Raw genomic sequence first — 19,640 nt, 5'->3', positions numbered from 1 at the left:
GCAACACCGTTTGCGATGACGACGACTGGCTTAAACCACGCCCGCCTGCGACGGCAGCACCTGCCGCACCGCCTCCGGCCAGCCCGCGCCGGCATCGCCCTGTTGCACCCACTGCTTCATCGCCTCGATATCCGGCGCGAAGTAGCGGTCGCCTTCCACGAAGGCCACGCGCTCGCGGATGCGCGCGATCTCGCTTTCGATCAGCGGCGAGGACTGCAACGGACGATGGAACTCGATGCCCTGCGCGGCGGCCATGGCTTCGATGCCGACCACCACCGCGGTGTTCTCCGCCATATCGCCCAGGCGGCGCGCACCGAAGGTGGCCATCGACACATGGTCCTCCTGGTTGGCCGAGGTAGGCAAGCTGTCCACGCTGGCGGGGTGCGCCAGCGATTTGTTTTCGGAGGCCAGCGCGGCGGCGGTGACCTGCGCGATCATGAAGCCCGAGTGCAGGCCGCCATCGCGCACCAGGAACGGCGGCAGGCCGGACAGCCCGGTATCGAGCATCAGCGCCAGGCGGCGCTCGGAAATGGCGCCGATCTCGGCAATGGCCAGCGCGATGATGTCGGCGGCGAAGGCCACCGGCTCGGCGTGGAAGTTGCCGCCCGAGATCACATCGCCTTGCTCGGGGAACACCAGCGGATTGTCCGAGGCCGCATTGGCTTCGATCTGCAGCACGCGCGCGGCGTGTTGCAGGTTGTCCAGGCAAGCGCCCATCACCTGCGGCTGGCAGCGGATGGAGTACGGGTCCTGCACATGGCCGCAGGTCTTGTGCGAGTCGACGATGGCGCTGCCGTCCAGCAGCGCGCGCACCGCGCCGGCTACGGCGATCTGCCCGGCCTGGCCGCGCGCGGCGTGGATGCGGGCGTCGAACGGCTTGACCGAACCCTTGATGGCCTCCAGCGACAGCGCGCCCGCCACCAGCCCGGCGGCGAACACGTCCTCGGTCGCGAACAGGCCGGCCAGCGCCAATGCAGTGGAAACCTGCGTGCCGTTGAGCAGCGCCAACCCTTCCTTGGGGCCCAGCGTGAACGGCTCGAGACCCGCGTGAGCCAGGCCCTCGGCGGCCGGACGGCGCACGCCGTCGATCATCACCTCGCCCACGCCGATCAGCGTGCACGACATATGCGCCAGCGGCGCCAGGTCGCCCGATGCGCCCACCGAGCCCTTGGCCGGAATGCACGGCGTGACGCCATGGTTGGCCAGCGCCAGCAGCGCCTCGATGATCTCCGGGCGGATGCCCGAGTGGCCGCGCGCCAGGCTCACGGCCTTGATCGCCAGGATCAGCCGCACGGTGTCGGCGGCCAGGTCGGCGCCGGTGCCCACGCTGTGCGACAGCACCAGGTTGCGCTGCAACTCGGCCAGCTTGTCGTGCGGAATGCGCGTCTGGGCCAGCTTGCCGAAGCCGGTGTTGATGCCGTAGACCACGGCATCGGCGTCGATGATGTCCTGCACGGTGGCCTGGGACGCGCGCACGCCGGCCCAGGCGGATTCAGCCATCGCCAGGCGCACTTCGCCGCGATGGATGCGGCGCAGTTCGGCCAGGGTGACGGAGCCGGGCTGCAAGGTCAGCAGCGGGCGGGTGGCTTGGGTGGCTTGGGTGGCGCTCATTTGTATGTCCCTGTCTATACAGCCGGTTTCGTGAGTTGGCTGGTGGATCTGAAAAATTGACGGCGCACGGCTGGGTTCAGCCGAAGGCCGGGTTGCCATCGGCGCGGAAGCGGCTGCCGAGGCGGTATCGGTTGCCTGGGTGCAGGCAACGTACAAAAGTAACGGGGGTGCCGCCGGTCCAGGTGCGGCGGGTCAGCAGCAGGCACGGCTGGCTGCCGGGCATTTCCAGTTGCACGGCCTGCTCCGGCGTGGCGGAGATGGCATCGACCACGTGCTCGATCTGGTCGTAGGGCACGTTGCGCAGCAGGTATTCGCCGGGCTTCACTGCGACGAAATCCTGGTTGATAAAGTCTGGCGCCACGCGCGGATTCACATAGCGGTCTTCGAGTTGCACCGGCACGCCGTCCTCGCGGTGCACGCACACCGAGTGGAACACCGATTCGCCGGTGCGCAGGTCGAGCGCGGCGGCCACTTCGATCGATGCCGCCACGCGCTCCACCACCATCACGTCGCAAGCATAGTCGTGGCCACGCATGCGGATCTCGTCCTGCAGGTTGACCACGCTGAGCAGCGTCGATTGCGGCTTGTGCTCGGCAACAAACGTGCCCACACCGGCCACGCGCACCACCCTGCCCTGCTCGGCCAATTCGCGCAGCGCGCGGTTCACCGTCATGCGCGACACGCCAAAACGGGTGACCAGCTCTTGCTCGGACGGCACGCGGTCGCCCGGCTGCCACGCGCGGCTCTGGATATTGCGCGCGATGTACTCCTTCACCTGCCGGTAAAGCGCGGCGGGAGCGGCATCGGGAACACCCCGGCGGTTGGCGGTGGCAGCTTTCATGGCTTAGTACTCGGCGCTGGCCATGGCCTCGGCGCGGATTTCCTCGGTCAGCAGCGCCTTCAGCCCGGAGAACTCAGGCGAGGTCTTGATGGTGTAGTGGCGCGGGTGCGGGAAGCCAACATCGATAGTACGCTTGATGCGGCCCGGCCGCGCCGAGAACACGGCGACGCGGTTGGCCATGAAGATGGCCTCGTCGATATCGTGCGTGACGAACAGCACCGTCTTGCGCGAGGCTTCCCAGATGCCGAGCAGCAGCTCCTGCATCAGCACGCGGGTCTGGTTGTCCAGCGCGCCGAAGGGCTCGTCCAGCAGCAGGATCTTGGGATCGTTGGCCAGCGCCCGGGCAATCGCCGTGCGCTGCTGCATGCCGCCCGAGAGCTGCTTGGGGAAATGATGCTCGAAACCACGCAGGCCCACGCGCTGGATGAAGAAGTCGCTGCGCTCGCGCTGGTCGGCCTCGCTCATGCCGCGCTCGCGCAGGCCGAAACGCACGTTCTGCTCGATGGTCAGCCACGGGAACAGCGTGTACGACTGGAACACCATGCCGCGCTCGGCGCCCGGGCCGGTGACTTCCTGGCCGTCGAGCAGCACGCGCCCGGTGGTGGGCGTATCCAGCCCGGCGACGATGCGCAGCAGCGTGGACTTGCCGCAGCCCGAGGGGCCGAGGATGGTGACGAAGTCGTTATCCGCCACTTCGAAATCGGTGGGCTGCAAGGCCAGGGTCTGGCCGCCGCGCGGATTGACGAAGGTACGGGAGACCTGCTGGATGGACAGCGCGCTCATTTGATCGAACTCCACGGGAACAGGCGCTGGTTGGCCAGCTTGAACGCCAGGTCGGACACCAGGCCGATACAGCCGATCACGATGATGCCGAAGATGATCTGCCCGGTGTTGAGCAACGCCTGGCTGTCGGTGATCATGTGGCCGATGCCGGAGGACGAGCCGATCAGCTCAGCCACGATGACGTAGGTCCAGGCCCAGCCCAGCACCAGGCGCAGGATCTCGGCGATCTCGGGGGCGGCGCCGGGAATCAGCACGCGCCGCACGATGCCGCGGCTGTTGGCGCCCAGCGTATAGGCCGCCTCCACCAGGTCGCGCCGCGCGCCGCCCACCGTCACCGCGACCATCAGCACGATCTGGAAGAACGAGCCGATGAAGATCACCAGCACCTTCTGCGCCTCGCCGATGCCGGCCCACAGGATCAGCAGCGGGATGAAGGCCGAGGCCGGCAGGTAGCGGCAGAACGAGACGAAGGGCTCGAAGAACGCTTCGGCCGCCTTGTACGCGCCCATGAAGATGCCCAGCGGCACGGCAAGCGCGGCGGCCAGCACGAAGCCGCCCAGCACGCGCCAAACGGTCATGCCGATGTCGCCGATGAAGTTGTACTCGGTGAACAGCAGCACGCCTTCGCGCGCCATGGTCATCGGGTCAGCCAGGAAGGTGCGCGGCACCATGCCACCCAGGGTCACCGCCGCCCACACGCCGAAGAACAGCACGAAGAACGACAAACCCAGCACCCAGCGCGCTTGCCGCGAGACCGGCGTCAGCGGCGCCAGCCAGGGATGGCGGCGGGCCGCTGTGGGCCTGGCCGGGGCGGCGGCGGGCTTTGCCACCGGATTCGCGGAGGGCGAACCAATGTGAACCTGCGTCATGGCACCAACCTCGTTACTTGAGTTACTTGAGTTACTTGAGTTACTTGATGAAGCGCGCGTCATACAGGGCCGTGACATCCGGCACCTGGCGGATCACGCCGATTTCCAGCAGCACCTGCGCCGCTTCCTTGCTGAAGCTGGCCAACTCGCCGCCGAAGAACTTGCGGTTGGCGTCGCGGTCCTGCCAGCGCAGGTAGGCGGACGACTTGGCGAACTGCTCGCCGCTTTGCTTGACCGCCGCGCCCATGATGTCGTTGGCCTTGGCCGGGTCCTGCCTGATCATGTCAAGCGCCTCGAAATAGCTGTCCACCAGCGCTTGCGCGGCCTTGGGGTTGTCCTTGAGCCATTTGGGTGCGCAGCCCAGCGTGTCCATCACCATCGGGTAGTCGAGCGTGGTGGCGAGAATCTTGCCCTTGTCCGGGTTCTGGCGCACGGACGACAGGTACGGCTCGTACGTCATGGCGGCATCGTTCTGGCCGGAGATGAAGGCCTGCGCCGCCGCCTGCGGCGACAGCGTGGTGGTCTTGACGTCCTTCAGGGTCATGCCGTTCTTCTTGAGCATCCAGGCCAGGCCGAAATACGGCGCGGTGCCCGGCGCATCCACGCCGACGGACTTGCCCTTGAGGTCGGCGAAGCCCTTGACGTCGCCACGCACGGCCAGGCCGTCGGCGCCGTAGGACTTGTCGAGCTGCACGATCTGGGTGATGGGCACGCCGTTGGCGTTCCATGCCACGTGGGTCTCGACCGTGGTGGCCGCGCACTGGATCGCACCGGCAGCGAGCGCCAGGTGGCGGTCCTTCTGCGGAATCATCTTGATGTCGACGTCGACACCGTGCTTCTTGAAGATGCCCGCCTTGTCGGCCAGCGTCAGCGGCGCGAAACCGGTCCACCCGCTCATGCCCAGCGTGACTTGCGTGGCTTGCGCGTGAGCGGCGCCGGCAGCACCCAGCGTGGCGACGGCTACGGCAATGGCGACAGCTGGCGACTTACCGCTACGGATACGAAATCCCATCTTCCTGGCTCCTTTGGTGTGATGCGAACGGGGCCGCAGCGACATTGGCGGCGGCCGGATCGCCCGGCTCGGGCAGCGCCGTACTTGCGGCACCGGTCATTTGCCAGGCAATTTAGCAACCCTGTATATACAAGTCAATGCAGTAGTTAACCGGAGGCGGCAGGCACTTTGGGGGCAGCCATGCTTGTGCCCGGCAAGCTGGGTGCACCGAAGCGGTGCCCGGCTGCCACCGGGAAGTCACCGGGATGTCACTTGCTGTCTATACAGGATCGGGTGGTGACATCCATGCAAACGACGTGCCACCCCCCGCTCGAATCAAGCGTCGAAGAAAGACGCCACGGTGGGATAGCGCAAGCGCAGGCGCAGCTCGCGCTTGAGACGGGCGTTTTCCAGCCGCCGGGATTCGCTCATGAAGCTGAGCAAGGTGGGCTCCACGGCTTCGCGCAACTGCGCCCGCGTCAGCCGCGGCGGGCGCGGCAGGCCGCGGCGGTCGGCCACCAGATCGAAATAATCGGCCATGCGCATCTCGGAATCGTCGCTGGCATGCACCACCCGCTGGGCCCGCCCGCGAAACAGTGCCGCCACCATGGTGCGGGCCAGGTCGAAGGCGTGGATGTGGTTGGTATAGACGTCCTCCTGCGGCGCCAGCGCCGGCGTGCCTTTGGTCAGGCGGGCCAGCGGCAGCCTGTCCTCGGCATAGATGCCGGGGATGCGCACGATCGAGGCACGCCAGCCGGCATCGCGGCCGAAGTCCCGCACCGCGCGCTCGGCCGCCACGCGGCGCCGGGCACGCGCGGTCTGCGGGCGCACCGGGTGCGATTCCGCCAGCCGGGCCCCGCCGCGATCGCCGTACACGCCGGAGGTGCTGGCATAGACGAATGCGCGCCGCGCGGGGCTGGCGCCACCCCCCCGGTCACCCCGCTCGGGTAGAATGACGGGTTTGGCAGACCATCCGCCAGCCCGTGCGGGAGACCGCCGCCAGGCACCCCGCCGCAATACGCGCAACAGCGCAAGCGTGCGGGGATCGCCCTCGCCGCGCGCGGGTGGCGGCGCCAGGTGAAGCACCTTGTCGGCCAGGCCGGCAAGGCGCGGCAGCGTGGCGGGCCGGTCCAGGTCGGCTACCAGCGGCACCGCGCCGTTGTCCCGCAGCACAGTGCGGCGGGACGGCTGCGAAGTGACGGCAAAGACGCGCCAGCGCGTCGACAGAATACGCAGGCAACGTGTGCCCACGTCCCCACAGCCAACGATCAGAAGGCGCGGGCGACCCAGGCGGCGTCGCGACAGATTGTTGCTCATAGAGTGATCATGGCTTATCAAGTTACCGTCATGCCCAGCGGCCGCACGTTCGAAGCGGCCGCGGACGAAACCATCCTCGGCGCGGCCCTGCGCCACAGCGTCGGCCTGCCCTATGGCTGCAAGAACGGCGCGTGCGGGTCCTGCAAGGGCCGCGTCGTCGCCGGCGACATCGTCCAGGGCGATCATGCCGCATCCGCGCTTTCCGCGCAGGAGAAAACCGAGGGCCGCGCGCTGTTCTGCTGCGCCACGGCTGCCTCGGACATCACCATCGAGTGCCGCGAGGTGCAGGGTGCCGGCGATATTCCCATCAAGAAGATCCCGTGCCGCGTCGCCACGCTGGAACGCGTGGCCGACGACGTGGTCGTAACGCGCCTGCAACTGCCCGCCACCGAGCGCATGCAGTACCTGGCCGGCCAGTACGTGGAATTCCTGCTGCGCGACGGCAAGCGCCGCAGCTACTCGATCGCCACGCCGCCGCACCAGGAAGGCCCGATCGAGCTGCATATCCGCCATATGCCGGGCGGCACCTTCACCGACTACGTGTTCGGTGCCAAGGAAGGCCAGCCGGCCATGAAGGAGCGCGACATCCTGCGCTTCGAAGGCCCGCTGGGCAGCTTCTTCCTGCGCGAGGATTCCGACAAGCCCATCATCCTGCTGGCCTCCGGCACCGGCTTCGCGCCGATCAAGGCCATCGTGGAGCATGCGGTCTACACCGGCATCACCCGCCCGATGACGCTGTACTGGGGCGGCCGCCGCCCGCGCGACCTCTATATGCACGAACTGTGCGAACAATGGGCGCGCGAGCTGCCCAACTTCCGCTACGTGCCGGTAATCTCCGACGCACAGGCCAGCGACGACTGGGACGGCCGCACGGGCTTCGTCCACGAGGCTGTGATGGAAGACCATCCCGACCTGGCCGGCTTCGAGGTCTATGCCTGCGGCGCGCCGGTGATGATCAACGCCGCGCGCAAGGACTTTTCACTGCGCTGCGACCTGCACGAGGACGCGTTCTTCGCCGACTCGTTCACCTCCGAGGCCGATATGCACCCGGCCCCGGCGCCGGCGGCCTGAGGGCCACCGGGTCCGTCCCTACGCTACAACAATGCCCGGCTCCGCCAAAATTCGTTTTGACAGCCGGGCGCATGCGCCTTATATTGGCCGCCATGAACTACGCTATGAACCGACGCAGCTTCCGTACGTTGCTCCCCACCGGGGTGCCTCGCGGCTGACCGTCCATAGCATCTGTTCAGGTCGACAAGCCACGGGCATCCCCCGTGGCTTTTTGTTTTTCCGCTCTCCTCTCCCCTGTTTCACGCCGACCCCTGGAGTCCGCCATGGCATTTGCTGAGTATCCCGTCCAATCCCTGATGTACATCACCAACCGGCCCGAGCTCGTCTTTACCGAAGGCAAGGGCTCGTGGCTCACGGATCACAACGGCAAGCGATACCTGGACTTCGTGCAAGGCTGGGCGGTCAACTGCCTGGGGCATTCCAACCAGGGCATGATCGACGCGCTGGTGGCGCAGTCGCAAAAGCTGTTCAACCCCAGCCCGGCGTTCTACAACGAGCCCATGCTCAAGCTGGCCAGGCAGCTCACCGACGCCAGCTGTTTCGACAAGGTCTTCTTCGCCAACAGTGGCGCCGAGGCCAACGAAGGCGCGATCAAGCTGGCGCGCAAATGGGGCCGCAAGCACAAGAGCGGCGCGTACGAGATCATCACCATGGACCACAGCTTCCATGGCCGCACGCTCGCCACCATGAGCGCATCGGGCAAGGCCGGCTGGGACACCATCTTCGCGCCGCAGGTGCCGGGCTTCCCCAAGGCGGACATGAACGACCTGGCCTCGGTGGAAAAGCTGATCAATGACAAGACCGTGGCGATCATGCTGGAGCCGGTGCAAGGCGAAGGCGGCGTGATCCCCGCCTCGCGCGAATTCATGCAAGGCCTGCGCAAGCTGGCCGACCAGCACAGGCTGCTCTTCATCGTCGATGAAGTGCAGACCGGGTGCGGGCGCTGCGGCACGATGTTCGCGTACGAACTGTCGGGCGTGGAGCCGGACATCATGACGCTCGGCAAGGGCATCGGCGGCGGCGTGCCGCTGGCGGCCCTGATGTGCAAGGCCGAGGTGGCCAGCTTCGAAGCCGGCGACCAGGGCGGCACCTACAACGGCAACCCGGTGATGACGGCAGTCGGCAGCGCCGTGATCGCGCAACTGACGGCGCCCGGCTTCCTGCAAAGCGTGGTGGAAAAAGCGGCCTACCTGCGCGAGCAGTTGCTGGCGCTGTCGTCCGAGTTCGGCCTGGGCGGCGAACGCGGCGAAGGCCTGCTGCGCGCGCTGGTGCTCAACAAGGACATCGGCCCGCAACTGGTGGAAGAAGCGCGCGACATGCAGCCCGAAGGCCTGCTGCTGAACTCGCCGCGGCCGAACCTGCTGCGCTTCATGCCCGCGCTGAACGTAACCACGGAAGAGATCGACCTGATGATCGGCATGCTGCGCACGCTGCTGAAGAAGCTGGCCTGACAGGTGAGCGATTGTCATGAAAAAAGCCCGGTGCAAACGCACCGGGCTTTTTTCCGCGTCGAAACTTCGGTGTGAGCGACCCCGCCGCGGGCTTGCTCCCCCGCGACGTCAGCCAGGCAATCTCACTCGCCCAGATACGCCGCCCTCACCTTCGGATCGTCCAGCATCTCCTTGGCGTCGCCGCTCATGGTGACCAGGCCCGACTCCATCACATAGCCGCGGTGCGCGGCCTGCAGCGCCAGCCGCGCGTTCTGCTCCACCAGCAGCACGGTCACGCCCAGCGCGGAGACGTCGCGCACCACTTCGAAGATCTTCGCGACCATGATCGGCGACAGACCCATCGACGGCTCGTCGAGCAGCAGCAGCTTGGGCTGGCTCATCAGCGCGCGCGCCATCGCCAGCATCTGCTGTTCGCCGCCCGACATGGTGCCCGCCAGCTGGTTGGCGCGCTCCTTCAGGCGCGGGAAGATGCCGAACATGCGGTCGATGTCGGACTTGATGCCGGCCTCGTCGACGCGCGTGTACGCGCCCATCTGCAGGTTTTCGGTGATGGTCATGCGCGCGAACACGCCCCGCCCTTCCGGCACCATCGCCAGGCCCTGCTTGAGCAGCGCGTAGCTGGGCACGCCCTTGATGGACTTGCCCATATACTCCACGTCGCCGCCAGCCCAGCCCTGCAGGCCAGTGATGGCCTTCATGGTGGTGGTCTTGCCGGCGCCGTTGGCGCCGATCAGTGTCACCAGCTCGCCTTCCCTGATCTCGAGGTCGATGCCCTTGACCGCCTGGATGCCGCCGTAGGCGACCTTCAGGCCGGATATCTTCAGTAGTGTGTCTTTCATTATGTCTTTCCCCCGTCAGTGTGCGGGGGTACCGAGGTAAGCCTCGATCACCGCTGGATTGCTCTGGACTTCGTGCGGCAGGCCCTGCGCGATGACCTTGCCATAGTCGAGCACGGTCATGCGGTTGCACAGGCCCATCACCAGCTTCACGTCGTGCTCGATCAGCAGGATGGTCTTGCCATCGCTGCGGATCTTGTCGAGGAGGCCGCGCAGCTCCACTTTCTCGGTGGCATTCATACCGGCAGCGGGTTCGTCCAGCGCCAGCAGCTTGGGCTCGGTGGCCAGCGCCCGCGCGATCTCCAGGCGGCGCTGGTGGCCGTAGGAAAGATTGCGCGAGGTGAAGTGCGCGTACTTGCCGATGCCTACGTACTCAAGCAGGTCGTGCGCCCAGTCTTCCACCGACTCTTCTTCGCGCCGCACCGAGGGCGGACGGAATACCGCGCCGAGCAGGCCCGCCTTGGTCCGCACATGGCGTCCCACCATCACGTTCTCGAGCGCGGTCATGTCACCGAACAGTCGGATGTTCTGGAAGGTGCGGGCAATACCGGCCTTTGCCACCTCATGCACGGCGGTCGGCCGGTAGGGCGTGCCGCCAAGCACAAACTCCCCGGAATCCGGCGTGTACAGCCCGGTAATCACGTTGAAGAAGGTAGTCTTGCCGGCCCCGTTGGGACCGATCAGGCCGTAGATCTCGCCGGGCTTGATCTGCAGGCCCACATCGGACAATGCCTGCAGGCCGCCGAATCGCTTGTTGACCCCCTGTACTGACAGGAGGAGATTTTCGTTGCTCATGGTGTCCTCCCGATCAGAAACGGCCAACGCTGCCCGGGCGGCGGATCACCGGCCGGTCTTCCCTGCGCGGCGACGGCCACAGGCCGGCCGGGCGATACAGCATCACGCCCACCAGCGCCAGGCCGAACAGCAGCTGGCGCAGCACTTCGGCGTCGACGATGGTATGGCCGAAAAGCATGTTCTGCATCGGCTCGGCCACGGCGCGCAGCAGTTCCTGGAAACCCACCAGCAGGATGCCGCCAAGGATCACGCCGGGGATATGGCCCATGCCGCCCAGCACCACGATGGCCAGGATGTAGATCGACTCCCACAGCACGAACGACTCAGGCGACACAAAACCCTGGAAGGCGCCGAATACCGCGCCCGACGCGCCACCGAACGAGGCGCCCATGGCGAAGGCCAGCAGCTTGATGTTGCGGGTATTGATGCCCATCGCCTTGGCGGCGATCTCGTCTTCGCGGATGGCCACGAAGGCGCGGCCGATCCGCGAGTTCTGCAGCCGCAGGCAGATGAACACGATGGCTATCACCAGCACGACCAGCAGGTAGTAGTACATGAACACCGGCGAAAACTTCAGGCCGAAGATCTCGTGCGACTTGGAGAAGTCGAAGCCGAAGATGTGGACCGGGTCCACCGCGGTGATCCCCTTGGGCCCGTTGGTGATGTTCAGCGGGCGGTCGAGGTTGTTCAGGAAGATGCGGATGATCTCGCCGAAGCCCAGGGTCACGATGGCGAGGTAATCGCCGCGCAGCTTGAGCGTTGGCGCGCCGAGCAGCACACCGAAGGTTGCCGCCACCATCACGGCCAGCGGTAGCACGAACCACATGGAGAGGTGAAGGCCATGCGGGAAAAGCTGGTGGATCCACTCGAACTGGTTGGCCAGGTGGGGCGAGCCCAGCAAGGCCATCATGTACGCCCCTACGGCATAGAAAGCGATGTAGCCAAGGTCGAGCAGGCCGGCGAAGCCCACCACGATGTTCAGGCCGAGCGCAAGCATGATGTAGATCAGCGCGAAGTCGAGCACGCGCACCCAGTAGTTGCCGCCCAGCGTCTGCACGATGAACGGCGCGCACAGGGCGATCACCAGGAAGCCAAGCAACGCCGCCATGGTCTTGGCCGGCGTCTTGGTCAGCGGCGCTGCCTGCGCCGCCGGGGATGGAATCGGGGTATTCATGGATTCTCTCTCCTTAAGCGCGTTCGGACACCCGCTCGCCCATGATGCCGGACGGACGGAAGACAAGGACGGTGATCAGCACGATAAAGGCGAACACGTCCTGGTAGTTGGAGCCGAATACGCCGCCGGTGAGATCGCCGATATAGCCGGCACCCAGCGCTTCGATCAGGCCCAGCAGCATGCCGCCGACCATGGCGCCCGCCAGGTTGCCGATGCCGCCCAGCACCGCGGCGGTAAACGCCTTCAGGCCCGGGATGAAGCCCATGTAGAAGTGGGCATTGCCGTAGTTGGTGGCCATCATCACGCCGGCCAGCGCTGCCAGCGCGGCGCCGATCATGAAGGTGGCCGAGATCACGAAGTTCGGGTTCACGCCCATCAGCCCCGCCACCTTCTGGTTTTCGGCGGTGGCGCGCATCGCGCGGCCGAGCTTGGTGCGGTTGACCAGGGTCAGCAGGCCCGCCATCACCATCAGCGCCATGCCGATGATGACGATTTCCTTGCCCGTGATGGTGGCGCCGGTCGAGCCGATATCGATCGGCGACGAGGGCAGCAACTGCGGGAAGGTCAGCGGGTTGCGCGACCAGATCAGCATGCCCATCGTCTGGAGGATGATGGACACGCCGATGGCGGTGATCAGCGGGGCCAGCCGCGGCGCGTTGCGCAACGGCCGGTAGGCCACCCGCTCGATGGTGTAGGCCAGCACGGCGCAGACCGGCATGGCGATCAGCGTGGCGATCACCAGCGTGAGCCATTCGGGCAGCCCGGGGGCGAATTTCTGCAAGCCAAGTATGGCTGACAGGGCGGTCAGCGCGCCGATCATCAGCACGTCGCCGTGGGCGAAGTTGATGATCCCGAGAATGCCGTAGACCATGGTATAGCCAAGTGCAATCAGCGCGTAGATGCTGCCGAGCACCAGACCGTTCACGATCTGCTGGATAAGGATATCCATGAAAACTCCTTGCTTCCGTCCAAATTCCCTCGACATGGTGTGGATGCCGGGGGGACGTTGATATGTGGGTGGTTTGGTAGTGCGGTTGTTTGCTGGTGAGCGGCCTGCCTACTCCACCCATGGTAAGGATGCTGCATGTAAGGCAAGGCTAAAAAAACGGCACCGCAACATACCCGCGGTGCCGTTCGGATGGGCCGGTAAGCCCGGATTACATCTTCACGACGTCAAGGACGGTCTTCTTCTTGTCCTTGTACTCGTACAGCGTGATGGTGCCTTCCTTCATGTCGCCCTTTTCATCGAAGGCGATGTTGCCGATCAGGCCCTTGTAGTTGGTCTTGGGCATTTCGGCCAGGATGGCCGCCGGTTCGGTCGAATTGGCGCGCTTCATGGCGTCAACGATGACCATCACGGCGTCATAGGTGAACGGTGCATAGATCTGCACCGGCGCATGGAAGCGAGCCTGGTAGCGCTTGTCGAAATCCGCGCCCTGATCCATCTTGGACAGCGCCAGACCGGCTTCCGAGCAGATGATGTTCTGCACGGCATCGCCGGCCAGCTCGGCCACCTTGTCGGTACATACGCCGTCGCCGCCAACGATCTTGGAGCTGATGCCCAGTTCCATGGCCTGCTTGGCGAACGGGCCGCCGGTGGCGTCCATGCCGCCGTACATGATCACGTCGGGCTTCTTGCCCTTGATCTTGGTCAGGATGGCCTTGAAGTCGGTGGCCTTGTCGTTGGTGGCTTCACGCGCGACCACGTTCACGCCGGAAGCCTTGGCGGTCTTCTCGAACTCGTCGGCCAGGCCCTTGCCGTAGGCGGTGGCATCGTCGACGATGGCCACGGTCTTGGCGTGCAGGCTCTTGGTGGCATAGTTGGCCAGTGCCGGGCCCTGCTGGGCGTCGGTGGCGACCACGCGGAAGGTGGTCTTGAAGCCCTGCTTGGTGTAGTCGGGGTTGGTCGACGACGGCGAGATCTGCACGATGCCAGCATCGCTATAGATCTTGGAGGCCGGAATCGAAACGCCCGAGTTCAGGTGACCGACCACCGCCACGACCTTCTCGTCCACCAGCTTCTGCGCGACAGCGGTGCCGGTCTTCGGGTCGCCCGCGTCGTCCTCGCCGACCAGTTCGAGCTTGATCTTCTTGCCGTTGATCTCCAGGCCGGCTTTGTTGACTTCTTCCACGGCCAGGCGAGCGCCGTTTTCGTTGTCCTTGCCAAGGTGGGCGATACCGCCGGTGAGCGGTGCCGCATGGCCGATCTTGACTACAGTTTCGCCACCGGCTGCAGGGGCCATCGCCGCCGCAGGCGCCGATGCCGCCGTATCAGCCGGCTTTTCTTCTTTCTTGCCGCAAGCAGTAACCAGCGCCACTGCGGCTGCGATCGGCAAAATCTTGGCAAACGTGATTTGCATGAGTGATCTCCTAGGATTCACATGATCAGGGTAAACCAACGCCCCCCGGACGTTTCCCCTGTACCGCCATAGTTTAATTTCAATTTGAAACGCGCGAATTGTATTCCCTTTCTATCCGGATGCAATATGCGACGCAACAACCTGAAGGATTAACCCACCAAATGAGCTAGGGAATTTCCCCAATGCACACATTGGGGCAATTCCCGCCCACACGAAGGCTAACCGTTGATACTAACAAGATTCGTGCCCGTCGCAGGCCATGCGCCACTTTTGTGGTATTTGCTGCGTTTGCGCCGCTCCCGCAGGGGACGTATTAAATAGGCGCTTCATTTTATATGGGTCGCCGCATTCGAATACAGCGCGCGAGCACGGCGGCACCATAATAGGGAAATCCCCAATTACAGGGATTTCCCTTATTTGCCTTTTAGGACAGACAGGTGTAGGGGTCCACCGTAGCCGGCACGTGTATTAATCAAGGATTACCGGACGATATACCGATGCCATATATTGGTGCAACCGTCGCAATGAAATGGTGCGTGAAGGCGGTAGCAACCAGTTGCTCCGGCCTGCGCACACGCAGGCGGGCATCGCGGTGAACGGCGCGCATGGATGGGCGGGGACGGGAAAGAGGGAAACGAGGCGAGCGAGCCCTGTCGGGCACACTGCCGCGCCGGCCAGATGGGGCACGAGGAGGCGCACCAGTTTGGAGAGGCGGGATGGTATCGGCCGGACCCGGGGCCGTCCTGCGACGGCTGCCGGCGCCCTGGCCGTTGCCTGGCAGTCAGGCGGGAGCGACTTGCTGCAGGCCGCGCGGCAAGGGGAACGACATCTTCTCCTCGATGCCTTGCAGCGCACGCACGTTGCGCACTCCCAGTAAATGCAGGCGCTCGACGATGGACTGTGCCAGCGCCTCGGGAGCCGATGCGCCGGCCGTCAGCCCGATGCGGCGCTTGCCCGCCACCCACTCCGGACGCAGCTGATCCGGCGAATCGATCATGTAGGCCGGCACACCAAGGCGTTCCGCGAGCTCGCGCAAGCGGTTGGAGTTCGAACTGTTGGGACTGCCCACCACGATCACCACCTCCACCTGCGGCGCCATGAACTTGACGGCATCCTGGCGGTTCTGGGTGGCGTAGCAGATGTCCTGCTTCTTGGGCTCGCGGATCAGCGGGAAGCGCGCCTTGAGCGCGGCGACGATCTCCAGCGTCTCGTCGACCGAGAGCGTGGTCTGGGTCACGAAGGCAAGCCGTTCGGGATCGGACACCTGCAGCCTGGCCACGTCTTCGGCAGACTCGACCAGCAGCATGCCGCCTTCGGCCTGCCCCATGGTGCCCTCGACCTCGGGATGGCCCTTGTGGCCGATCATGATGATCTCGCAGCCCTCGGCGCGCATCTTGCCGACTTCCACGTGCACCTTGGTCACCAGCGGACAGGTGGCATCGAAGACATTGAGTCCGCGTACCGTGGCGTCGGCGCGCACTTCCCTGGAAACGCCATGCGCACTGAAGATCACCGTGGAGCCCGGGGGAACCTCCTCCAGCTCCTGCACGAAGATGGCGCCCTTGCGGCGCAGGTCTTCCACCACATAGGCGTTGTGCACGATTTCGTGGCGCACATAGATAGGCGCGCCGTAGCGTTCGAGGGCGCGCTCGACGATCTCGATGGCGCGATCCACGCCGGCGCAGAAGCCGCGCGGCTGCGCCATCAGGATCTCGGCATCGGGGGCTGTGGTGAGCTCAGACATGCAAGGATTCGATTCAAGGGTGCCGGTGGTTGCCGGCCGGTGGTGCTTAGAGAATGCCGATCAGCTGGACATCGAACAGGATGGTCTGTCCGGCCAGCGGGTGGTTGAAATCGAACAGCGCCGACGTCGCGCCGATTTCCTTGAGCACACCAGCGTATTTCCCGCCTCCGGGCGCATTGAACTCCACCAGGTCGCCCGGGGCGTAATCCTCTTCGAACGAACTGTTCTCGTGCAGCGTCGCCAACGAAACCCGTTGCAGCAGCTCAGGGTTGCGCGGACCGAACGCGTGCTCCGCCGCCAGCCGGTAAGTCATGCGCTCGCCCTCCGGCATGCCCAGCAGGGCCTGCTCCAGGGTGGGCGCGAACTGGCCTTGGCCCAGCAGCAACGTGGCAGGCTTCTCCTCGAAGGTACTGATGATCTCAGTGCCATTCTCGAGGGAGATGCTGTAGTGAAGGGTCAGGAAGGAGTCCGCCTGCACGGTCTTGCGACCGTCCGCAGTGCCGTCCGTCTGGCCGGAAGCAAAAGTTTGCAAATTCATGAGTGCTCAACCTATCAACAACTCGTATTGTAAGCGACTCGACCGAGCGCCGCCTTGTCCGCGGTGCCATTGTTCCGGGGGGATCGTGTCATGCGCATTACCGATTGGCCCAGCAGCGAGCGGCCACGCGAGAAGCTTCTCTGTAACGGCGCCGCGGCGCTATCGGACGCCGAACTGCTCGCCGTGTTCCTGCGCGTGGGTGTGGCCGGAAAAAGTGCGGTGGACCTCGCTCGCGAGCTGCTGAATCGTTTTGGCACGCTGAGCAGCCTGTTTTCCGCCGACGTCGGACAACTGGCCGGCGTCAAGGGCGTCGGCAGTGCCAAGTACGTGCAGCTGCAGGCGGCACAGGAGCTCACCCGGCGCGCGCTGGCCGAGCAGCTGGCGTTGTCCGGCGTCCTGAATTCGCCCACGGCTGTGCGCGATTACCTGCGCCTGACGCTGGCGGGACTCACGCATGAGGTCTTTCTTTGCCTGTTCCTCGATGCCCGCAACGGGCTCCTGGCCAGCGAGGAACTGTTCCGCGGCACCTTGACCCAAACCAGCGTCTATCCCCGCGAAGTTGCGCGAAAGGCGCTGGCGCACAATGCCGCGGCCGTCATCGTCGCCCATAACCACCCCTCTGGCAACGCCATGCCCAGCTCCGCCGATCTCATCATGACCCGCGCGCTGTCACGCTCCCTGGCCTTGATCGACGTCCAGGTACTTGACCATTTCGTCGTGGCGGGCAGCAGCATCCACTCGTTCTCCGAACATGGCCAGCTATGACGCACCTCGTGATGTCCACGGCACGGATGCACACCCCTGAACGGCAAACCGCAGAAAGCATTGATTCACCAGTGCTTTCCAGTCTATAATGTTCGTTTGCTGAAGTCTCAACCGCTGCAGTCCGGGCCAGCGCGCCTTTTGTTGATCTGTTGCGAACATTGTCCACGTAGAAGAGTTAGGAGTGCTTCATGGCACGCGTCTGTCAAGTGACCGGGAAAGCGCCGATGGTCGGCAACAACGTTTCCCACGCAAACAACAAGACCAAGCGTCGTTTTCTGCCGAACCTGCAGAATCGTCGTTTCTTTGTTGAATCGGAAAACCGCTGGGTGAGCCTGCGCGTCTCGAACGCCGGCCTGCGCCTGATCGACAAGAAAGGCATCGACACCGTGCTCGTGGATCTGCGCGCACGTGGCGAAGTCTAATTAGGAGCACATCATGGCCAGCAAAGGCGGACGCGATAAAATCAAGTTGGAGTCGACTGCAGGTACGGGTCACTTCTACACGACCACCAAAAACAAGCGCACGATGCCGGAAAAGATGGAGATCATGAAGTTCGATCCCGTCGTCCGCAAGCACGTGTCGTACAAGGAAACCAAGATCAAGTAATTGATCCTGATTTTCCGCATGCCGATCGCGCGGCATGCCGGTAGAAACCCCGCCTAGGCGGGGTTTTTGCTTTTGCGCGGCTTGTGCGGTGCAAACGGCGCATGACTGGCGCAACGCCGCAGCGCTGTCCACACGCAAGCGCCCTCCCGGTGTTACACTTTCCAGCTTTCCTGCCTCCCGACCGCGTCACGCGCGCGTCTCTCGCATCATGAACTTCGATGTCGCCATTGTCGGCAGCGGACTGGCCGGTCTGACGGTCGCGCTGCAACTGGCCGACACCCATCGGGTTGTCATCATCTGCAAACGCGCCATGACGACAGGTGCCAGCGATTGGGCACAGGGCGGCATCGCGGCGGTGCTGGACTCGGGCGACAGCCATGACGAGCACCACCAGGATACCTTGGTGGCGGGCGCGGGCCTGTGCGACGAGAGCGCCACGCGCTATATCGTCGAGCATGGGCGCGAAGCCATCCAGTGGCTGATCGACCGCGGCGTGCCGTTCACGCGCGACGACCAGGCCGAACTGGGATACCACCTGACGCGGGAAGGCGGCCACAGCCGCCGGCGCATCATCCACGCCGCCGACGCCACCGGCCATGCTGTCGTGTCCACGCTCACCGAGCAGGCGCGCCAGCATCCCAACATCGTGATCATCGAGGACCACTTCGCGGTGGACCTGATTACCTCGCGCAAGCTCGGCCTGCCGGGCAATCGCTGCTACGGCCTCTATGTGCTCGACGATGCCAGCGGCGAAGTGCAGACCATTACCGCCACGCATACCGTGCTGGCTACGGGTGGCGCGGGCAAGGTCTACCTCTACACGACCAACCCCGACACGGCCACCGGCGACGGCATTGCCATGGCCTGGCGCGCGGGTTGCCGGGTATCGAACATGGAATTCATCCAGTTCCACCCGACCTGCCTGTACCACCCCTACGCCAAGTCCTTCCTGATCTCCGAAGCGGTGCGCGGCGAAGGCGGCCTGCTGAAGCTGCCCGACGGCACGCGCTTCATGCCCGAACATGATGAGCGCGCCGAACTGGCTCCGCGCGACGTGGTGGCACGCGCGATCGACTTCGAAATGAAGAAGCGCGGCCTGGATCACGTGCATCTCGACATCAGCCACCAGCCTGAATCCTTCCTGCGCGAGCACTTCCCGACCATCCATGCACGCTGCCTGGAGCTAGGCATCGACATCGCCCGCGAGCCAATCCCGGTGGTGCCAGCGGCACATTACACTTGCGGCGGCGTGGTGACCGACACGGCGGGACGCACCGATCTGGCCAATCTGTACGCCGTGGGCGAGACCGGCTGCACCGGATTGCACGGTGCCAACCGCCTGGCCTCGAATTCGTTGCTCGAATGCATGGTGATCGGGCGCGCGGCGGCCCTCGACATTGCCGGGCAGGACAAGGCCGGACAGCCGGATATCGCCCTGCCGGGTTGGGATGAAAGCCGGGTGTCGGATGCCGACGAAGAAGTGGTCGTCGCGCACAACTGGGACGAACTGCGCCGGATGATGTGGAACTATGTTGGCATCGTGCGCACCAGCAAGCGACTCGAGCGCGCGCAGCACCGCATCAGCCTGCTGCGGGAAGAGATCGCCGAGTACTATGCCCACTTCCGCGTGACGCGCGACTTGCTGGAGTTGCGCAACCTGGTGGAAGTCGCCTCGTTGATCGTCGATAGCGCGTATTCGCGCCACGAAAGCCGCGGTTTGCACTTCAGCCGCGACTATCCCGAGACACTGCCGAAGGCGCTGCCGACTGTGATGCAGCCCGTGTTCGAGCGCGAGCGGGCGAAGTAGCCCTGGTGCAAGGCACGCACATAGCAAAAAAGCGCGCTTCACGGCGCGCTTTTTCGTTTCCAGCCCGCTTCGCGTAGCCTG

General features: G+C 64.9%; 19 protein-coding genes. 6 read left to right on the top strand and 13 right to left on the bottom strand.

The window, feature by feature from the left end:
* Positions 1-30 precede the first annotated feature (30 nt).
* The 6 genes from hutH to AC1DQ3_RS06390 form a co-directional block, all read right to left on the bottom strand.
* Entirely contained in the window at positions 31-1,611 is a 1,581-nt protein-coding gene (hutH, locus tag AC1DQ3_RS06415; RefSeq protein ID WP_477119343.1) for a histidine ammonia-lyase, read from the bottom strand.
* A 76-nt stretch (positions 1,612-1,687) separates the two neighbouring features.
* The gene (hutC, locus tag AC1DQ3_RS06410; protein WP_477119342.1) at positions 1,688-2,452 is read right to left on the bottom strand and encodes a histidine utilization repressor; all 765 of its coding nucleotides are present in this window, start codon (positions 2,450-2,452) and stop codon (positions 1,688-1,690) included.
* A 3-nt stretch (positions 2,453-2,455) separates the two neighbouring features.
* Entirely contained in the window at positions 2,456-3,235 is a 780-nt protein-coding gene (locus tag AC1DQ3_RS06405) for an ABC transporter ATP-binding protein (RefSeq protein WP_477119341.1), read from the bottom strand.
* Positions 3,232-4,104, bottom strand: coding sequence for an ABC transporter permease (locus AC1DQ3_RS06400; RefSeq protein WP_477119340.1), 873 nt, complete (start codon positions 4,102-4,104; stop codon positions 3,232-3,234). Before AC1DQ3_RS06400 ends, AC1DQ3_RS06405 begins: the two co-directional genes overlap by 4 nt.
* A 40-nt stretch (positions 4,105-4,144) precedes the next feature.
* Positions 4,145-5,116 carry an ABC transporter substrate-binding protein gene (locus AC1DQ3_RS06395; protein WP_477119339.1) on the bottom strand — a complete coding sequence of 324 codons (972 nt, stop codon included), beginning with the start codon at positions 5,114-5,116 and terminating at the stop codon, positions 4,145-4,147.
* A gap of 315 nt (positions 5,117-5,431) precedes the next feature.
* Positions 5,432-6,412, bottom strand: coding sequence for an NAD-dependent epimerase/dehydratase family protein (locus tag AC1DQ3_RS06390; RefSeq protein WP_477119338.1), 981 nt, complete (start codon positions 6,410-6,412; stop codon positions 5,432-5,434).
* 9 nt (positions 6,413-6,421) lie between these two features.
* On the opposite strand from AC1DQ3_RS06390, the gene AC1DQ3_RS06385 reads away from it, so the two are divergent.
* Both AC1DQ3_RS06385 and AC1DQ3_RS06380 read left to right on the top strand, forming a co-directional pair.
* Positions 6,422-7,483 (top strand): CDP-6-deoxy-delta-3,4-glucoseen reductase, encoded by a 1,062-nt coding sequence (locus tag AC1DQ3_RS06385; RefSeq protein WP_477119337.1) that lies wholly within the window; start codon positions 6,422-6,424, stop codon positions 7,481-7,483.
* 263 nt (positions 7,484-7,746) lie between these two features.
* Positions 7,747-8,934 (top strand): acetylornithine transaminase, encoded by a 1,188-nt coding sequence (locus AC1DQ3_RS06380; RefSeq protein WP_477119336.1) that lies wholly within the window; start codon positions 7,747-7,749, stop codon positions 8,932-8,934.
* A 122-nt stretch (positions 8,935-9,056) separates the two neighbouring features.
* Here AC1DQ3_RS06380 and AC1DQ3_RS06375 read toward each other — a convergent pair whose 3' ends face one another.
* The 7 genes from AC1DQ3_RS06375 to AC1DQ3_RS06345 all read right to left on the bottom strand — a co-directional run bounded on the left by AC1DQ3_RS06375 (position 9,057) and on the right by AC1DQ3_RS06345 (position 16,381).
* Positions 9,057-9,773: an ABC transporter ATP-binding protein gene (locus tag AC1DQ3_RS06375; RefSeq protein ID WP_477119335.1), complete on the bottom strand. Its 717-nt coding sequence runs from the start codon at positions 9,771-9,773 to the stop codon at positions 9,057-9,059.
* 15 nt (positions 9,774-9,788) lie between these two features.
* Entirely contained in the window at positions 9,789-10,565 is a 777-nt protein-coding gene (locus AC1DQ3_RS06370) for an ABC transporter ATP-binding protein (protein ID WP_477119334.1), read from the bottom strand.
* A gap of 13 nt (positions 10,566-10,578) precedes the next feature.
* The gene (locus AC1DQ3_RS06365; RefSeq protein ID WP_477119333.1) at positions 10,579-11,739 is read right to left on the bottom strand and encodes an ABC transporter permease subunit; all 1,161 of its coding nucleotides are present in this window, start codon (positions 11,737-11,739) and stop codon (positions 10,579-10,581) included.
* A 13-nt stretch (positions 11,740-11,752) separates the two neighbouring features.
* Positions 11,753-12,688: a branched-chain amino acid ABC transporter permease gene (locus AC1DQ3_RS06360; RefSeq protein ID WP_477119332.1), complete on the bottom strand. Its 936-nt coding sequence runs from the start codon at positions 12,686-12,688 to the stop codon at positions 11,753-11,755.
* Between the two features lie 208 nt (positions 12,689-12,896).
* Entirely contained in the window at positions 12,897-14,099 is a 1,203-nt protein-coding gene (locus tag AC1DQ3_RS06355; RefSeq protein ID WP_477119331.1) for a branched-chain amino acid ABC transporter substrate-binding protein, read from the bottom strand.
* Positions 14,100-14,880: 781 nt separating this feature from the next.
* Positions 14,881-15,843 (bottom strand): 4-hydroxy-3-methylbut-2-enyl diphosphate reductase, encoded by a 963-nt coding sequence (gene ispH, locus AC1DQ3_RS06350; protein WP_477119330.1) that lies wholly within the window; start codon positions 15,841-15,843, stop codon positions 14,881-14,883.
* A gap of 46 nt (positions 15,844-15,889) precedes the next feature.
* Positions 15,890-16,381: an FKBP-type peptidyl-prolyl cis-trans isomerase gene (locus AC1DQ3_RS06345; RefSeq protein WP_477119329.1), complete on the bottom strand. Its 492-nt coding sequence runs from the start codon at positions 16,379-16,381 to the stop codon at positions 15,890-15,892.
* 90 nt (positions 16,382-16,471) lie between these two features.
* On the opposite strand from AC1DQ3_RS06345, the gene radC reads away from it, so the two are divergent.
* The 4 genes from radC to nadB all read left to right on the top strand — a co-directional run bounded on the left by radC (position 16,472) and on the right by nadB (position 19,559).
* Positions 16,472-17,146: a RadC family protein gene (gene radC, locus AC1DQ3_RS06340; RefSeq protein WP_477119328.1), complete on the top strand. Its 675-nt coding sequence runs from the start codon at positions 16,472-16,474 to the stop codon at positions 17,144-17,146.
* 188 nt (positions 17,147-17,334) lie between these two features.
* Entirely contained in the window at positions 17,335-17,568 is a 234-nt protein-coding gene (gene rpmB / locus AC1DQ3_RS06335; protein WP_006157507.1) for a 50S ribosomal protein L28, read from the top strand.
* A gap of 13 nt (positions 17,569-17,581) precedes the next feature.
* On the top strand, positions 17,582-17,752 hold the full coding sequence (gene rpmG, locus AC1DQ3_RS06330) for a 50S ribosomal protein L33 (protein WP_017227115.1): 171 nt from the start codon (positions 17,582-17,584) through the stop codon (positions 17,750-17,752).
* A gap of 208 nt (positions 17,753-17,960) precedes the next feature.
* Positions 17,961-19,559 carry an L-aspartate oxidase gene (nadB, locus tag AC1DQ3_RS06325; protein WP_477119327.1) on the top strand — a complete coding sequence of 533 codons (1,599 nt, stop codon included), beginning with the start codon at positions 17,961-17,963 and terminating at the stop codon, positions 19,557-19,559.
* Positions 19,560-19,640 lie beyond the last annotated feature (81 nt).

This window comes from Cupriavidus sp. 01T418 (assembly GCF_056398885.1).
The sequence above is the reverse complement of the archived record's forward strand: the minus strand, read 5'-3'. Positions and strand labels throughout refer to the sequence as shown.

Excerpts from the sequence above, each read along its gene's own strand:
- hutH (WP_477119343.1), bottom strand. The coding sequence starts at position 1,611 with ATGAGCGCCACCCAAGCCACCCAAGCCACCCGCCCGCTGCTGACCTTG.
- hutC (WP_477119342.1), bottom strand. The coding sequence starts at position 2,452 with ATGAAAGCTGCCACCGCCAACCGCCGGGGTGTTCCCGATGCCGCTCCC.
- rpmG (WP_017227115.1), top strand. The coding sequence starts at position 17,582 with ATGGCCAGCAAAGGCGGACGCGATAAAATCAAGTTGGAGTCGACTGCA.
- AC1DQ3_RS06385 (WP_477119337.1), top strand. The coding sequence starts at position 6,422 with ATGGCTTATCAAGTTACCGTCATGCCCAGCGGCCGCACGTTCGAAGCG.
- AC1DQ3_RS06400 (WP_477119340.1), bottom strand. The coding sequence starts at position 4,104 with ATGACGCAGGTTCACATTGGTTCGCCCTCCGCGAATCCGGTGGCAAAG.
- AC1DQ3_RS06345 (WP_477119329.1), bottom strand. The coding sequence starts at position 16,381 with ATGAATTTGCAAACTTTTGCTTCCGGCCAGACGGACGGCACTGCGGAC.
- radC (WP_477119328.1), top strand. The coding sequence starts at position 16,472 with ATGCGCATTACCGATTGGCCCAGCAGCGAGCGGCCACGCGAGAAGCTT.
- rpmB (WP_006157507.1), top strand. The coding sequence starts at position 17,335 with ATGGCACGCGTCTGTCAAGTGACCGGGAAAGCGCCGATGGTCGGCAAC.
- AC1DQ3_RS06355 (WP_477119331.1), bottom strand. The coding sequence starts at position 14,099 with ATGCAAATCACGTTTGCCAAGATTTTGCCGATCGCAGCCGCAGTGGCG.
- AC1DQ3_RS06375 (WP_477119335.1), bottom strand. The coding sequence starts at position 9,773 with ATGAAAGACACACTACTGAAGATATCCGGCCTGAAGGTCGCCTACGGC.
- AC1DQ3_RS06390 (WP_477119338.1), bottom strand. The coding sequence starts at position 6,412 with ATGAGCAACAATCTGTCGCGACGCCGCCTGGGTCGCCCGCGCCTTCTG.
- AC1DQ3_RS06370 (WP_477119334.1), bottom strand. The coding sequence starts at position 10,565 with ATGAGCAACGAAAATCTCCTCCTGTCAGTACAGGGGGTCAACAAGCGA.
- AC1DQ3_RS06405 (WP_477119341.1), bottom strand. The coding sequence starts at position 3,235 with ATGAGCGCGCTGTCCATCCAGCAGGTCTCCCGTACCTTCGTCAATCCG.
- AC1DQ3_RS06360 (WP_477119332.1), bottom strand. The coding sequence starts at position 12,688 with ATGGATATCCTTATCCAGCAGATCGTGAACGGTCTGGTGCTCGGCAGC.
- AC1DQ3_RS06365 (WP_477119333.1), bottom strand. The coding sequence starts at position 11,739 with ATGAATACCCCGATTCCATCCCCGGCGGCGCAGGCAGCGCCGCTGACC.
- nadB (WP_477119327.1), top strand. The coding sequence starts at position 17,961 with ATGAACTTCGATGTCGCCATTGTCGGCAGCGGACTGGCCGGTCTGACG.
- ispH (WP_477119330.1), bottom strand. The coding sequence starts at position 15,843 with ATGTCTGAGCTCACCACAGCCCCCGATGCCGAGATCCTGATGGCGCAG.
- AC1DQ3_RS06395 (WP_477119339.1), bottom strand. The coding sequence starts at position 5,116 with ATGGGATTTCGTATCCGTAGCGGTAAGTCGCCAGCTGTCGCCATTGCC.
- AC1DQ3_RS06380 (WP_477119336.1), top strand. The coding sequence starts at position 7,747 with ATGGCATTTGCTGAGTATCCCGTCCAATCCCTGATGTACATCACCAAC.